Source organism: Serratia sp. GW822-FHT06D09 (assembly GCF_058799515.1).
Genome location: NZ_JBXALO010000008.1, coordinates 60,058 through 75,189, shown reverse-complemented (window position 1 = coordinate 75,189; position 15,132 = coordinate 60,058). Strand labels below are relative to the sequence as shown.

Sequence of the window (15,132 nt, the reverse complement as noted above, 5' to 3'; positions counted from 1 at the left end):
GGATTACAGATCGGCCAGCAGAATTTTGGAACGGCGTTGGTAGTTGTACAGCGCCTGTTTTTGCATTGGCAGCACGTCAACTTCCGCCGGGGTGAAACCGCGCTCCTGGAACCAGTGGATGCTGCGGGTGGTCAGCACGAACAGTTTACGCAGGCCCATCTGGCGCGCCTGACTCTCCACCCGCTGCAGCAACATTTCACCGCGTGATGAGCTGCGGTAATCCGGGTGCACCGCCACGCAGGCCATCTCGCCGATTTTCTCTTCCGGGAACGGATACAGCGCCGCGCAGGCGATGGTCAGGTTATCGCGTTCAATAATGGTGAACTTGTCGATCTCCATTTCTAACTGCTCACGTGAGCGGCGAACCAAAATGCCTTGCTGTTCAAGCGGACGGATCAGTTCGAGGATGCCGCCGATGTCGTTAATCGTGGCCCGGCGCACCTGTTCCGCGCTCTCCATGACGATTTGGGTGCCGATACCATCGCGTGAGAACAATTCCTGCACCAACGCACCGTCTTCCTGATAGCTGATAAGGTGGCTGCGGCGTACGCCGCTGCGACAGGCCTTTACCGCGCCGCGCAGGAAGCGCACGGTGCCTGAATGGTAATCACCGCTCTCTTCCAGTTCTTCGATGCGTTTCTGCGCATCGTTGGGAAACAGTTCGGAAATGATATTGCCTTCCTGATCGGTGACCCCTTGAGACGAGCAGAAGCCGATCATCTTCTCGGCTTTCAGCTTGATGGCCAACTGGGTCGCCACTTCCTCTGACGTCAGGTTAAAGCTTTCGCCGGTAACCGAAACGGCAACCGGGCCGATCAGCACAATGGCGTTGCTGTCGAGCTGACGATGAATGGCTTCTTCATCAATACGACGGATGCGGCCGCTGTGGCAGTAATCCACACCGTCATCGATACCCAGCGGTTGGGCAATGATAAAGTTACCGCTAACCACGTTGATATGCGCACCCTGCAGCGGTGTGTTGTTGAGGCTCATTGACAGCCTGGCGGTGATATCCAGTTGCAACAGGCCTGCTGCTTGTTTAACCAGCTCAAGGGTGTGGGCGTCGGTAACGCGCGTATGTTTGTGATAAATCGGTTCGTAATTATGCTGCGCCAAATTAACGTCGATTTGCGGCCGTGCGCCATAGACCACCACCAAACGAATGCCCAGGCTATGCAGCAGCCCGATATCGTTGACGATGTTGGAAAAGTTCTCATGTTCGATGGCTTCCCCGCCAAGCATGACGACAAACGTCTTGCCACGGTGGGCGTTGATATAGGGAACTGAGTGACGGAATCCTTGGACCAGCTCTGTACTACGTTCCTTCACGGTCAAACCTCATTTGCATATTTATACGGTATTTTTGTATTTTTATTCTTTTATTGGCCTGATGGCAAGTGGGAAATTGTCTCTATTTCTTTGCTAAGGGCGCTGAATCGTTAATAAATTGAAAAACCATAAAAAGATTTTCTGATGACAGCGCCGGAATGATTGGTTAAAGTTTTCGGCATTCCCGTTTACTGGTGTTTTTTTCATCTGTTTTAATCTGTTACCACTGCCGGAGTCGCATGCCAAACTCAAATCACAATCTGGGCCGCCGTCGTTTATTGCAGGGGGTTGCCGCTAGCTGGTTGCTGAGTGTGAGTCGGGTGGGCGTCGCCGCTTCGTCGCACGTCATCGCCGTACGTGTCTGGCCTTCGTCTACCTATACCCGAGTGACGCTCGAATCTAACGTTGAACTGAAATATAAACAGTTTGCGTTGACCAATCCCGATCGCGTGGTGGTGGATATCGAGGGCGTGCAGCTCAACAGCGTGCTTAAGGGCATTGTCGGCCAGGTACGCGACGACGATCCTTACCTGAAACAGGCGCGTGTCGGCCAGTTCGATCAAAACACCGTCAGGCTGGTGCTGGAGCTTAAACGCAGCGTCACGCCCCACATGTTTACATTGGCGCCGGTGCCGGAATACCGCAATCGTCTGGTGATGGATCTGTACCCGAGCAAGGGCGGCAGCGGCGAAGACTATGATCCGCTGTTGGCGTTACTGGAAGATTACAACAAGGGCGATCTTGAGCGCACTTTACCGGCGGAAGCACCGCAGGCCGGTAAAGCAGGGCGCGATCGGCCTATTGTCATCATGCTGGATCCCGGCCACGGCGGCGAGGATCCCGGTGCGATTGGCAAATTCAAAACGCGTGAAAAAGATATCGTACTGCAGATTGCCCGCCGCCTGAGCACCTTAATCAAGCGTGAGCCGAACATGAAGGTGTTTATGACGCGCAATGAAGACGTCTTCATTCCGCTTAAGGTGAGGGTGGCTAAGGCACGCAAGCAGCGCGCCGATCTGTTTGTGTCGATCCATGCGGATGCCTTCACCAACCGTGCCGCGCGCGGTTCGTCGGTATTTGCGCTGTCGACCAAGGGGGCCACCAGCTCGGCGGCCAAGTTCCTGGCGCAGACCCAGAACGAATCGGACCTAATCGGCGGTGTCAGCAAAAGCGGCGATCGCTATTTGGATCACACCATGTTTGATTTGCTACAAACCGCAACCATCAACGACAGCCTGAAATTCGGCAAGGAAGTGCTTAACCGAATGGGCAAAATCAACCGTTTGCATAAGAATCGCGTCGATCAGGCCGGTTTTGCGGTGTTAAAGGCGCCGGATATCCCCTCTATCCTGGTTGAAACGGCATTTATCAGTAACATAGAGGAAGAGCGTAAGTTGCGTACCACCCATTTTCAGCAGCAGGTGGCGGAATCTATTCTGGCGGGAATTAAGGCGTACTTTGCTAACGGCGGGGCAATAGCGCGCGGACAAAGATAAGCTGAGGCGGCAGGAATAAACTGCCGCTGTTCCGATTAAAGGCACTATCCCGACTCAGGCCGGCCATTGGCGCTAACGCCAAATGCTTTGCCAGGATCCTCTCTGTTTAGAAACCCCTGTAACTGCCCATCCCTTTGTGCCATCCGCGCTTGTTGTTCACTCATTGGCGGTGATCGAGAGAAACGCCAGTGACCTTCCATTCATATCCCTCTGCGAATAGCGAGCGAGGTGCCGACTGACCGGAAAGGCTGCGGAGGCTCGTTTGTCGATCCGATCACACTCTAAGACACTGACAAGCCAAATTGGCGTTGAAAATTGACAGAAGATAAAAAATATATTCTATTAAAAAATATATTTTATTCGCATAAAAAAGGATATCCCGTGTCAATGTCCGCAAACGAAGGAATGCAGAGCATTCAGGAAATGGTAGACAGCACGGGGACGCGTCGCGGCCAAGTGCTGTTGCTGACTATGTGCGCACTTTGTCTACTGTGTGATGGTTTCGATATCCAGGCTATGGGTTATGCCGCACCGGCCATTCGGGATGCCTGGTCGCTGGAAACCGCGGTGCTGGGCCCGGTGTTTAGCGCCGGCTTGGCCGGCATTGCCATCGGTGCCTTTGCTCTGGGCTGGCTTGCCGATCGCATCGGACGCAGGCCGTCCATCATTTCTGCCACGCTCATTTTTGGCGTATTCACCCTGTGTTCCGCCTTCGCCCAGAATGTTAACCAACTGATGGCGTTCCGTTTTCTTGCCGGTGTAGCCTTGGGTGGGGTGATGCCCAACTGCATTGCGTTGGTTGTCGAATACAGCCCTTTACGCCAGCGAGCGACCTATATCACCGCGATAACCTGTTTTTTTGCGATCGGCGGTGGGCTGGGGGGCGTTACCGCGGCTTTGCTGATCCCGCTCGTCGGCTGGCAGGCTATTTTTATTCTCGGGGGGCTTTTGCCGATTATCCTGGCGATTTCTATGTGGGCTTACCTGCCGGAGTCGGCACAATGGATGTTGAGATGCGGAAAGGGAGAAGCGGCAATTCGTTCAACCTTGCGAAAAGTGTTTCCGGAGCAGCAGGCCATGAGCGTCGATCTTTCCAACAGCCACATTGGCATGCAGCGCGCCAAAGCCACGGTGGTTGATCTCTTTCGAGATAACCGTGCTGCGTTCACCTTGCTGCTTTGGCTGGTGAATTTTATGAATCTTATTGATCTCTATTTTTTGGCAAATTGGCTGCCAACCCTGATCAAGGACGCGGGTCTGTCGCTGGAAATCGCCAATTTGGCCACGGGAGCATTACAGTTTGGCGGGGTTTTAGGCACCCTGGCGCTGGGTCGCCTGATTGATAAATTCGGGGCTTACAGTGTGCTTATCACCGGCTTTTCAATTGCGGCCCTTTCAATAGCCGCGATAGGTTTTGAGCCGAAAAATCTGCTGATACTATTCAGCTCGGTCTTTGTTACAGGCGTTTTCGTCGTCGGCGGCATGCCGGGGGTAAATGCACTGGCTGCCGGCGGTTACCCGACATTTTTGCGTTCAACCGGTTTAGGTTGGGGGCTGGGTATAGGGCGGGGCGCTTCGATGCTCGGGCCTCTATTGGGGGCTGCACTGATTGCCCGCCATTGGATGGCATCCGATTTGCTGCTGCTTGCGGCGGTGCCAGCGGTGGTATCGGCGTTAGCCATTGGGGGGATGTGGCTGCAAAAACGTGAAAGTCATTATGATTGATCGGGTGTGCTAACCTGATTTCATTGACGTTATGGAGAGGACGTTGTTCGCGGGAGTAAAATCGGGATTGGTGGATTTCAGATACAAAAAAACACCCGTTAAGGTGCTTATCTGTGGTCATTAAGATTGGTTGCGGAGGCCGGATTTGAACCGACGACCTTCGGGTTATGAGCCCGACGAGCTACCAGGCTGCTCCACCCCGCGTCCGTCTTAATGCTTGTATTATCGTAAACCAACTTTCATAAGATACCGCTGGTACAGTATCGGTTGGTTGCGGGGGCCGGATTTGAACCGACGACCTTCGGGTTATGAGCCCGACGAGCTACCAGGCTGCTCCACCCCGCGTCCGTATAATACTTTTTTCATCGAATCCAACACTTACTTGATACTGCTCTTGCAGTATCGGTTGGTTGCGGAGGCCGGATTTGAACCGACGACCTTCGGGTTATGAGCCCGACGAGCTACCAGGCTGCTCCACCCCGCGTCCGTCTTAATGCTTGTATTATCGTAAACCAACTTTCATAAGATACCGCTGGTACAGTATCGGTTGGTTGCGGGGGCCGGATTTGAACCGACGACCTTCGGGTTATGAGCCCGACGAGCTACCAGGCTGCTCCACCCCGCGTCCGTATAATACTTTTTTCATCGAATCCAACACTTACTTGATACTGCTCTTGCAGTATCGGTTGGTTGCGGAGGCCGGATTTGAACCGACGACCTTCGGGTTATGAGCCCGACGAGCTACCAGGCTGCTCCACCCCGCGTCCGATGGAAGCGCACTATACTCTCCGTGCATTTTGTTGCAACCCTTTTTGCATTTTATTGAACTAAAACAGCCTTTCTGTCGAATTAGCCCGCAATTTGCGTTCTTTTTCACCATTATCTGGCCAGGGGCTTTTTTTATAGGCGGCGATTCCTTTATCTATGGGCGTTTGTTATCGTTCGCCGAGAGATCATATCAGTTGAGAGTGTGCGCGATGAAAGGACGTTGGGGCAAATACCTGCTGGGCGGGTTAGTGGTAGCGATACTGGCAGGCTGTTCATCTAAGCCGACCGATCGGGGACAGCAATATAAGGATGGACGCCTGGATCAGTCGCTGGAGTTGGTGAATCAACCCAACGCGAAAGGTGTACCGGTTAATGCCAAGGATTATTCAGATCAGCTGATGGAGATTAAATACGCTTCTCCTTCACTTTTTAATCGCAACAACACCACCTATCAGGCAGTACAGAACTGGATGGCCTCCGGCGCCGATACGCGCAATCTGAATCAGTACGGCCTCAGCGCTTACCAGATGGAAGGCGTAGACAACTACGGCAACGTTCAGTTTACCGGTTACTACACGCCGGTAGTGCAGGCGCGCTATACCCAGCAGGGTGAGTTCCGTTATCCGCTGTACCGCATGCCGCCAAAAGGAAAAGGCCGCCTGCCCGATCGCGCGGGCATTTACTCAGGCGCGTTGGATGACCGTTATATCGTGGCGTACACCAACTCCCTGATGGACAACTTTATGATGGAAGTCCAGGGCAGTGGCTATGTGGATTACGGCAACGGCCAACCGTTGGTGTTCTTCGGCTACGGCGGCAAGAACGGCCATGCTTATCGCAGCATTGGCAAGGTGCTGATCGATCGCGGTGAAGTGGCGAAGGCAGATATGTCGATGCAGGCGATTCGTCAGTGGGCGGATACCCACAGCGCGGCAGAAGTGCGTGAGCTGCTGGAACAAAACCCTTCCTTTGTCTTCTTCCGTCCGGAGGCCTTTGCACCGGTACGGGGTGCCAGTGCGGTGCCGCTGATCGCCAAAGCCTCGGTGGCCTCCGACCGTTCACTGATCCCGGCGGGCACCACGCTGCTGGCGGAAGTGCCACTGCTGGACAACAAGGGTAAATTCACGGGAAAATATGAGATGCGTCTGATGGTGGCGCTGGACGTGGGTGGGGCGATCAAAGGCCAGCACTTCGATATGTACCAGGGCATCGGGGCTGACGCCGGTCACTCGGCGGGTTATTACAACCACTATGGCCGCGTTTGGGTGCTCAAAGGCGCCAACGTAAACGCGCCGCTGTTTACCAGCCAGACCAGCTCCGCCTCCGGCGGTTCGCTGTTGGTCACCCGTTAACGGCATCGGGCTTTACCCGATAAATTTCAGGCTGGTGGTATGACTGTGGCTTGAAAGGCGACGGGTATACCGAAATTGACTCGTAAGGGCCGGATCCTCCGGCCCTCGAGACTGCAGACAAACATATAATGTTTGGTGGCAGGCGCTAAAGATTTTGAAAATAATCAGGAAAATCAATTTATTGATTTTCGGCTGATAACACAAAGGGGGAAAAACCACGCTTTTATCCCCCTTTGTCAATAATCTTAAGGGCCGGATCCTCCGGCCCTTATCATTTGCAAAGTTAAGGTAATCAAAGCGTTATGAGCACAGCCTATTCTGAAGCCTATCTGCAGCGTTTTGGCGGCACGGCACGTTTGTACGGTCAGCAGGCGCTGGCGCTGTTTGCCCAGGCGCACATTTGCGTGATTGGCATCGGCGGCGTGGGCTCCTGGGCGGCAGAAGCGCTGGCGCGTACCGGCATCGGCGCTATTACTCTGATTGATATGGACGATGTCTGCGTCACCAACACCAACCGTCAAATTCATGCGCTGCGCCAACATGTCGGGCAGTCAAAAACGGAAGTGATGGCGGAGCGTATCCTGGCGATCAACCCAGAGTGTCGGGTGACCTGCATTGACGATTTCATTACGGCGGACAACGTTGCCGAGCTGCTCGATAACAATTTCAGCTACGTCATTGACGCGATTGACAGCGTGCGGCCGAAGGCGGCACTGCTGGCTTATTGTCGACGCTACAAAATACCTGTGGTCACCACCGGGGGTGCCGGTGGACAGATAGACCCGACCCAGATTGCGGTGGTCGATCTGGCGAAAACCATACAGGATCCGCTGGCGGCCAAGCTGCGTGAGCGGCTGAAAAATGATTTCAACGTGGTGAAGAACAGCAAGGGCAAGCTGGGCATCGACTGCGTGTTTTCCAGCGAACCCCTGGTTTATCCGCAGCCGGATGGCAGCGTTTGCGCGTCGCGCAGCACCGCAGAAGGGCCAAAACGAATGGATTGCAGTGCGGGATTCGGTGCGGCAACCATGGTTACCGCGACCTTTGGCTTTGTCGCCGTTTCCCACGCGCTGAAAAAGATGGTAGCGAAAGCCGCGCGTCAGGCGTAGCGGGTGCCGATCGCTTTCACTGCGGCAGCCAGCGCTTCCAGTCCACTGGCTCGGGTGGCGCTGAGCTGGGCGCGTAGCGCCAACTGATCAAACAACCTCAAGGGGTCCATCGCCGCGATTTGTTGCGGCGTTTTTCCTTCTACCGCCGTCAGCAGCACCGCCAACAGGCCGCGTACGATACGACCTTCGCTGTCGCCATAAAAATGCAGCGTCCCGTCCGCCTGCAACTGATGCCCCAGCCAGACCCGGTTTTCACAGCCGCTCAATTCCATTTCCGCTGCACGTAATGCTTCCGGCAACGGGGGCAGCTGCTTTGCCAACATAATCAGTTGGCGATAGCGATCTTCCCACTGTTTCAGCGCGGTAAATTTTTCGATTAGCGCCTCGGCGGTGATTTCACGGCCAAAGGGATGAGGGGCAAGCATAGCGTCTCCGGTGTTCATTCAGTCTAGTCGGCCAGCAGGTCGATGGCGTTGATCAGGGCTGCGACCAAAGCATCGACATCTTCCAGGGTGTTATAAGGTGCAAAGGAGGCGCGCAGCGTCCCACTGACCCCGAGCGCCGCCATCAGCGGTTGGGCGCAGTGCTGGCCGGCACGTACGGCGATGCCTTGTTCTGCCAGCAGGGTGACGATGTCGCTGTGGTGGATGCCGGCAATATCGAATGCCAGCAGGCTGGAGCCTGAGCAACGGAAGCTGCGAAAGCCCGGTAATCCCCCCAACCTTTGTTCGGCGTTATCGGCCAGGCCACGGCTGTAGCGTTCGGCAGCCAACATGTCCTGATTGCCAAGCCACTCCAGTGCGGCGGCTAACCCCAACACGCCGGCGATGTTGGGCGTGCCTGCTTCAAAGCAGTGAGGAGGCTTTTGCGGCGTGAACCCCTCGAACGATGCCTGGGTCAGCATCTTGCCGCCGCCCTGCCACGGTGCCATTTGCGCTAATAACTCGCTCTTGCCGTACAGCGCCCCTATGCCGGTTGGGCCGTAGAGTTTGTGGCCGGAGAAAGCGTAGAAATCAATATCAAGCCGCTGAACATCGGCAGGGCAGTGCACTATGCCTTGCGCGCCGTCGATCATCACGCGTGCGCCGGCGCGGTGGGCCAAAGTGATGGCATACGCCAGATCCGGGCAGCCGCCGGTGACGTTGGACATTTGCCCCAGTGCCAGCAGACGGGTTTTGGCGTTGAGCAGGCCAGGCAACAATGTCAGGTCCGGCAGGCGATCTGCACCAAGGGGCAGTTTTACCACCCGAGCTCCGGTTTGCTCTGCCACCATCAACCAGGGGATCAGATTGGCGTGATGCTCGGCCTCGCTCACCAGAATTTCGTCACCCGGTTGCAGCAGTGGGCGAGCATAGCTCTGCGCTATCAGGTTGATGGCTTCGGTTGTGCCGCGGGTCCAGATAATATCATCGGCTGAAGGGGCGTTGATCAGAGTAGCGACCTGTTGGCGCGCCTGCTCGAAACGGGCAGTCAGGTCCTGTGCGGCCCTATGCTGGCTACGATGCACCGTTGCCGCATCGTCACGATAAAACTGCTGCGTAGCGTCGATGACCGCCAGAGGTTTTAATGCGGTGGCGGCGCTGTCGAGATAAATGCCCGCCTGCTGCAATGCAGGAAACTGATTACGGAAGTCGATGGGATTAAAAGGCGTCATACCCTGATTATCACTGGCTGGAGTCAATCACTGATCCTGTCTTATTTTACGGCTGGAGACAAGCTATCACGACCATTAGGACTTATCGCCTGGCAATCTTGGGAAAGTTTGTTATGCTAATAAGTACGCGCTAAATAATGGCGTTGAATAATAGAAAGGGTTTTTTACAGCATTTAAAACTACAAGGAGTCCACAATGAAGAAGACAGCCGCAGTTATCTCTGCTCTGATGCTTACGTTCACCCTGGCAGCCTGCTCCAGCAATTACGTGATGCACACCAATGATGGGCGCACTATTGTCGCTGACGGCAAGCCAAAAGTGGACAACGACACCGGGATGATCAGCTATAAAGATGCCAACGGTGTTGAGCAGCAGATCAACCGCTCCGACGTGAAAGAAATGGTTGAAAGCAACCAGTAAACGTCAGGCAAAAAAAAGCACCGCAAAGCTTGCGGTGCTGCATAAAATCACTATGGACAGACAGGGTAAATGTACAGGAAGTGAAAAAACAGTAGCTTAGCTACCACGTCTGGATTGCCAGACAATTTGCAAACACAACATCACAACCACAAGCCAAAAGTTCATCGGCGTCCTCGACACCCACTCCCTTTTCGTTCCGGCCCGGGAAGTGCCGCCACTATAGGTATTTGCTGGCGCATGCTCAACGGACAATTTATAATGGCTCGGATTAAAAAAACTAATGGTAGCGCTTTGTTGTTCTGTGCCTTTTGCACCGCACACCACGCCGCCTGATTTTTTATGCCGAATCACTCGGAATATTGTTACACAAAAGTAGCTAATAAATGTCTAAACGCTTACCACCTCTGAATGCACTGCGGGTCTTTGACGCGGCTGCTCGTCATCTGAGTTTTACCAAAGCGGCTGAAGAACTGTTTGTCACCCAAGCCGCGGTGAGCCACCAGATCAAGTCGCTGGAGGACTTCCTCGGCCTGAAGCTGTTTCGGCGCCGCAACCGCTCGCTGTTGCTGACGGAAGAAGGGCAAAGTTATTATCTGGATATCAAGGAAATCTTCTCCTCGATCAATGAGGCAACGCGCAAGTTACAGGCGCGCAGCGCCAAGGGTGCACTGACCGTCAGTTTACCCCCGAGTTTTGCCATTCAGTGGCTGGTGCCCCGCCTGTCCGGCTTTAACTCAGCTTATCCGGGAATTGACGTGCGTATCCAGGCGGTGGACCGTGAAGAAGACAAGCTGGCGGATGACGTGGACGTGGCGATTTTCTATGGTCGCGGCAACTGGACTGGGTTGCGCGCCGAGCGTTTATACGCGGAATACCTGCTGCCGGTATGCTCTCCCAGCCTGCTTACCGGCGAACATGCGTTAAAAATGACGAGCGATCTGGCTTATCACACGCTACTGCATGATACTTCACGCCGCGATTGGCTGGCCTACACGCGCCAGTTGGGGTTGCAGCACATCAATGTACAGCAGGGGCCGATTTTCAGCCACAGCGCCATGGTGGTTCAGGCGGCAGTGCATGGGCAGGGGATTGCCCTGGTCAATAACGTGATGGCACAGACCGAGATCGAAGCCGGGCGATTGGTATGCCCGTTTAACGACGTCCTGGTCAGTAAAAATGCTTTTTATCTGGTATGTCATGACAGCCAGGCAGAACTGGGTAAAATAGCCGCCTTTCGTCAGTGGATCCTGGCGCGGGCAGCCAGCGAGCAAGAAAAGTTCCGCTTTCGCTACGAACAATGAGGCCGGTCGCCGTTTTGTCGCCGCCGGTTTTTTTCAATAAAGGTAAATAACGATGAGCAGTCGTTCAATGCTGATTTTTGCCGCTATCAGCGGTTTTGTATTTGTTGCTCTGGGCGCGTTTGGCGCACACGTATTAAGTGGCACGCTGGGCGCTAACGAGATGGCCTGGATCCGTACCGGGCTGGAATATCAGGGCTTTCATACCCTGACGATCCTGGCACTGGCAGTGGCGATGCAACGCCGTGTCAGCCTGTGGTTTTACTGGAGCGGGGCGTTATTGGCGCTCGGCACCGTACTGTTCAGCGGCAGCCTGTACTGTCTGGCGCTGTCGCACCTGAAGGTCTGGGTCTATATCACGCCGATTGGCGGCGTGTGTTTCCTGGCCGGTTGGGTATTGATGTTGATTGGCGCTTTGCGTCTGAGGAAAAAGGCCGAGCGCCATGAATAAGATTGCGTTGTATTGCCGCCAGGGTTTTGAAAAAGAGTGTGCGGCGGAAATTACCGCCAAGGCTGCCGAGCTGGAAGTGTTTGGCTTCGCCAGAGTGAAGGACAACAGCGGCTACGTGCTTTTTGAGTGCTACCAACCGGACGATGCCGATCGCCTGGCGCGGGAAATTCCGTTCCGCGAGCTGATTTTTGCCCGCCAGATGCTGGTGGTGGGCGAGCTGCTGCGTGATTTGCCGCCGGAAGATCGCGTATCACCGATCGTCGGCATGCTGATTGGCGTGGTCGACCGCGGTGGTGAGCTGCGAGTAGAAGTGCCGGACACCAACGAAAGCAAAGAGCTGATGAAGTTCTGCCGCAAACTGACGGTGCCGTTACGCGCCGCGATGCGTGAGCAGAAAGTCTTGATGGCCCGTGAGAATGCAACCCGTCCGGTGGTGCACGTGTTCTTTATCGCGCCGGGTTGCTGTTATGTCGGTTACTCCTTCAGCAACAACAACTCACCGTTCTATATGGGCATTCCGCGCCTTAAATTCCCTTCCGACGCGCCAAGCCGCTCTACGCTGAAGCTGGAAGAGGCATTCCACGTGTTTATCCCCGCCGACGAGTGGGACGAGCGTTTGGCCAGCGGTATGCATGCGGTCGATCTGGGGGCCTGTCCGGGCGGTTGGACCTACCAACTGGTGCAACGCAGCATGATGGTGCACGCGGTGGACAATGGCCCGATGGCGCCAAGCCTGATGGATACCGGACAGGTAACCCATCACCGCGCCGACGGGTTCAGATATGAACCTTCCAGCAGCAAGATTTACTGGCTGGTGTGTGACATGGTGGAAAAACCTGCGAAGGTGACCAGCTTGATGATCCAATGGCTGGTGAAAGGCTGGTGTCGCGAGGCGATCTTCAACCTGAAGTTGCCGATGAAAAAACGCTACGAAGAGGTTTCGCAGAACCTGCAGTCGATCAGGGAAGCGCTGGATGCGGCGGGTATCAGCTCGCAAATCCATGCCAAGCAGCTGTACCACGATCGTGAAGAAGTTACCGTGCACGTCCGCCGTATGTGGTCTGCCGTGGCTGGTCGTCGCGACGAGCGTGATTAATTGAGCGGGCGCTTTCTGCAGCGACCTGGTTTATGCCGGTAACCGCAGTTGCTGCAGGTTACCGGTTAACGTCAGGTCGGTGCGCAAGGTGGCGACCTTTTTACTGACATAAGCCATGTCGCGGTGTTGTTGCAGTTTACCGCGCCATTTCTCCGGCACCTGCTCCAGGGCCTGGTAGAGCCCGTCCAGCGAACCTGCCTGCTGCAACAGCAACACTGCCGTTTTCGGTCCGATGCCGGCTACGCCAGGGATCTTGCTGCTGCTGATCCCCGCCAATCCCCAGTAGTCCGCCAACTGCTGTGGCGATACCCCAAACTCCTGCTGCACAAACGGCATATCCAGCCAGCGCTTTTGAAAGTAATCGCGGATTTGCACGCTGGGTGCCAACAACTGACAGTAACCTTTGTCGGTGGACACAATAGTGACCTGATGGCCGCCGCCGGCGACTTTGGCCGTCAGCGTTGCCGCCAGATCGTCCGCTTCATTGCCTGGTGAGTGCCAACAGGCAACGCCGAGAGCCTCGAACGCCTGGCGAAGCTGCGGCATTTCCTGCTGCAGATTCTCCGGCATCGGCGAACGTCCGGCCTTATAGTCGGGCAGGATCTGATGACGCCAGCTTTCGCTGCGATCGTCCTCGTCGAATACCGCCACCGCGTGCGTTGGGCGGCTGTGCTGGATCAACTGTTGCACGGCGTGCTGGCAGGCGTTGACACAGGGAGACCCCTGCACGGCGTGAATGCGGCGGATGAGGTTGAGGGCGTCGACAATCAGTAGGTGTATAGGCATTAACTCGTCGTCTTTCAAGCTGCAACGTTGCTGACTTCACGTACTCCCCCCAAGTAAGCTCCGGGGATGAACACGCTTACCGCCTGGCTGCAACTTGAAATCCATATAGAGTAAAGGCGGAAAAGTCAGGTAAAAAGAAGGGCGGTTATTAAGCCGCCCCGGAGGGTTCATTAAGCGACTATTTCGTAGCAGGGCACATAGGCGCTGCCCGGCAGCTTCATACGGTGTTGAGCAACGAAGCCCTGCAACAGGCTGTCCATCTGTTTCATCATCTGCGGTTCGCCGTGCAGCTTGTACGGGCCGAACTGTTCGATGGCATGAATGCCATTTTCCTTCACGTTGCCGGCGACGATGCCGGAAAACGCGCGGCGTAGCGCAGCGGCCAACTGTTCGGCCGGCTGGTCCGGATACAGGTTGAGATTCGCCATATTTTCATGGCTCGGCTCGAACGGCAATTGCAGATCCGGCGCGATGCGAATAGACCAGTTGAAGCTGTAGGCATCGCCGGTATTGCGGCGGTTTTCTTTCACCAGCGGCATGGCTTTTTTCATCTGCCGCGCCACTTCGGCCGGATCGTCGATGATGATGGTGTAATGGCGGCGCGCTTCGTCCCCCAGCGTGTTCATGATGAACTCGTCCAACACGCGGAAATAGTCGGCGCTCTCTTTTGGCCCGGTGAGGATCAGCGGCAAGACCTGTTCGCTGTTTTCCGGGTTCATCAGAATACCCAGCAGATACAGCAGTTCTTCCGCCGTGCCAACACCGCCCGGGAAGATGATGATGCCGTGGGCAATACGGACGAAGGCCTCCAGGCGTTTTTCGATGTCCGGCATGATAACCAGCTCATTGACCAGCGGGTTTGGCGGTTCTGCGGCAATGATTGAAGGTTCGGTCATGCCGATAAAACGGCTGTTGCGGTAGCGCTGCTGGGCGTGGCCCACGGCGGCGCCTTTCATCGGCGCTTCCATGGCACCCGGTCCGCAGCCGGTACAGATATTCAGCTCGCGCAGGCCCAGCTGGCTGCCGACCTTGCGGGCATAAAGGTATTCATTTTCATTGATCGAATGGCCGCCCCAGCACACCACCAGGTTAGGATCCTCATCGAGGTGCAACGCACGGGCGTTACGCAGGATAGAGAACACCAGGTTGGTAATGTGGGCCGAGTTTTCCAGATTCAGATGCTGGAAACGGCCGGCGCTGTCGATCTGCCCGTGAACGAACAGAATATCGCGCAGCACGGCGAACAGGTTGGCCTGCAGCGAGCGGATAATTCGACCGTCGACAAAGGCGTCTTCCGGTGGGTTAACCAGTTCGAGTTTCACACCGCGCTCACGGCGCAGCACGTTGATATCAAAGGTTTCGTAGCGTGACAGCAGCTGTTTGCTGTTGTCGGTCTGGCTGCCGGAGTTCAAAACGGCCAGCGAACAGTTGCGGAACAAACGGTATAGATCACTGCTGGCGGTACGCTTCAGCATGTCTACTTCCAGCTGCGACAGCAAATCCATAGAGCCAAGCGGGCTGATGTGTGTAATCAAGGTAACTCCTTTGCACCCGGAACGGGGCAGTAGTAATCCATACGCAGCAAAACAGCATCTCGTTATTGTCAGGGCACGGCGGCAAAACCCGACCGGAATGCCCGGCGCACCTG

Annotated in this window: 13 protein-coding genes and 5 tRNA genes; 8 read left to right on the top strand and 10 right to left on the bottom strand. The window is 55.3% G+C overall.

Features of this window, described 5'->3' with window-relative positions; all coding sequences use genetic code 11:
- Window positions 1–3 precede the first annotated feature (3 nt).
- On the bottom strand, window positions 4–1,329 hold the full coding sequence (argA, locus tag AC1RKG_RS18665) for an amino-acid N-acetyltransferase (protein ID WP_041414902.1): 1,326 nt from the start codon (window positions 1,327–1,329) through the stop codon (window positions 4–6).
- Window positions 1,330–1,568: 239 nt separating this feature from the next.
- Between argA and amiC the strand changes: the two genes are divergently transcribed.
- Together amiC and AC1RKG_RS18655 are read left to right on the top strand one after the other, a co-directional pair.
- Window positions 1,569–2,825, top strand: coding sequence for an N-acetylmuramoyl-L-alanine amidase AmiC (gene amiC, locus AC1RKG_RS18660; protein ID WP_122080090.1), 1,257 nt, complete (start codon window positions 1,569–1,571; stop codon window positions 2,823–2,825).
- 315 nt (window positions 2,826–3,140) lie between these two features.
- Window positions 3,141–4,550: an MFS transporter gene (locus tag AC1RKG_RS18655; protein ID WP_413510702.1), complete on the top strand. Its 1,410-nt coding sequence runs from the start codon at window positions 3,141–3,143 to the stop codon at window positions 4,548–4,550.
- 127 nt (window positions 4,551–4,677) lie between these two features.
- Here AC1RKG_RS18655 and AC1RKG_RS18650 read toward each other — a convergent pair.
- The 5 genes from AC1RKG_RS18650 to AC1RKG_RS18630 form a co-directional block, all read right to left on the bottom strand.
- Window positions 4,678–4,754: transfer RNA gene (locus tag AC1RKG_RS18650), tRNA-Met, on the bottom strand.
- Window positions 4,755–4,818: 64 nt separating this feature from the next.
- Window positions 4,819–4,895: transfer RNA gene (locus AC1RKG_RS18645), tRNA-Met, on the bottom strand.
- Between the two features lie 62 nt (window positions 4,896–4,957).
- Window positions 4,958–5,034: transfer RNA gene (locus AC1RKG_RS18640), tRNA-Met, on the bottom strand.
- A gap of 64 nt (window positions 5,035–5,098) precedes the next feature.
- Window positions 5,099–5,175 (bottom strand) — tRNA-Met (locus AC1RKG_RS18635).
- 62 nt (window positions 5,176–5,237) lie between these two features.
- Window positions 5,238–5,314, bottom strand: a tRNA-Met gene (locus AC1RKG_RS18630).
- 213 nt (window positions 5,315–5,527) lie between these two features.
- On the opposite strand from AC1RKG_RS18630, the gene mltA reads away from it, so the two are divergent.
- Together mltA and tcdA are read left to right on the top strand one after the other, a co-directional pair.
- Complete coding sequence (gene mltA, locus AC1RKG_RS18625; protein WP_128865132.1) at window positions 5,528–6,670, top strand: murein transglycosylase A; 1,143 nt, start codon at window positions 5,528–5,530, stop codon at window positions 6,668–6,670.
- A gap of 302 nt (window positions 6,671–6,972) precedes the next feature.
- Complete coding sequence (gene tcdA, locus AC1RKG_RS18620; protein ID WP_020828384.1) at window positions 6,973–7,779, top strand: tRNA cyclic N6-threonylcarbamoyladenosine(37) synthase TcdA; 807 nt, start codon at window positions 6,973–6,975, stop codon at window positions 7,777–7,779.
- Here tcdA and csdE read toward each other — a convergent pair.
- Together csdE and csdA are read right to left on the bottom strand one after the other, a co-directional pair.
- Window positions 7,770–8,204 carry a cysteine desulfurase sulfur acceptor subunit CsdE gene (gene csdE, locus AC1RKG_RS18615; protein WP_493183566.1) on the bottom strand — a complete coding sequence of 145 codons (435 nt, stop codon included), beginning with the start codon at window positions 8,202–8,204 and terminating at the stop codon, window positions 7,770–7,772. The genes tcdA and csdE overlap by 10 nt on opposite strands.
- Before the next feature lie 23 nt (window positions 8,205–8,227).
- On the bottom strand, window positions 8,228–9,433 hold the full coding sequence (csdA, locus tag AC1RKG_RS18610; protein ID WP_493183607.1) for a cysteine desulfurase CsdA: 1,206 nt from the start codon (window positions 9,431–9,433) through the stop codon (window positions 8,228–8,230).
- 195 nt (window positions 9,434–9,628) lie between these two features.
- Here csdA and AC1RKG_RS18605 point away from each other — a divergent pair, with 195 nt between their 5' ends.
- From AC1RKG_RS18605 to rlmM, 4 genes are all read left to right on the top strand, one after another.
- Entirely contained in the window at window positions 9,629–9,853 is a 225-nt protein-coding gene (locus AC1RKG_RS18605) for a YgdI/YgdR family lipoprotein (protein WP_004952250.1), read from the top strand.
- Window positions 9,854–10,236: 383 nt separating this feature from the next.
- The gene (locus AC1RKG_RS18600) at window positions 10,237–11,154 is read left to right on the top strand and encodes a transcriptional regulator GcvA (RefSeq protein ID WP_044553150.1); all 918 of its coding nucleotides are present in this window, start codon (window positions 10,237–10,239) and stop codon (window positions 11,152–11,154) included.
- A gap of 52 nt (window positions 11,155–11,206) precedes the next feature.
- Window positions 11,207–11,602, top strand: coding sequence for a DUF423 domain-containing protein (locus tag AC1RKG_RS18595; protein WP_020828380.1), 396 nt, complete (start codon window positions 11,207–11,209; stop codon window positions 11,600–11,602).
- Entirely contained in the window at window positions 11,595–12,698 is a 1,104-nt protein-coding gene (gene rlmM / locus AC1RKG_RS18590) for a 23S rRNA (cytidine(2498)-2'-O)-methyltransferase RlmM (protein WP_020828379.1), read from the top strand. The genes AC1RKG_RS18595 and rlmM overlap by 8 nt, the downstream gene beginning before the upstream one ends.
- Before the next feature lie 30 nt (window positions 12,699–12,728).
- Here rlmM and xni read toward each other — a convergent pair whose 3' ends face one another.
- Together xni and ppnN are read right to left on the bottom strand one after the other, a co-directional pair.
- Window positions 12,729–13,484, bottom strand: coding sequence for a flap endonuclease Xni (gene xni / locus AC1RKG_RS18585; RefSeq protein WP_409325455.1), 756 nt, complete (start codon window positions 13,482–13,484; stop codon window positions 12,729–12,731).
- 170 nt (window positions 13,485–13,654) lie between these two features.
- Window positions 13,655–15,019: a nucleotide 5'-monophosphate nucleosidase PpnN gene (ppnN, locus tag AC1RKG_RS18580; protein ID WP_004952240.1), complete on the bottom strand. Its 1,365-nt coding sequence runs from the start codon at window positions 15,017–15,019 to the stop codon at window positions 13,655–13,657.
- Between the last annotated feature and the right edge of the window lie 113 nt (window positions 15,020–15,132).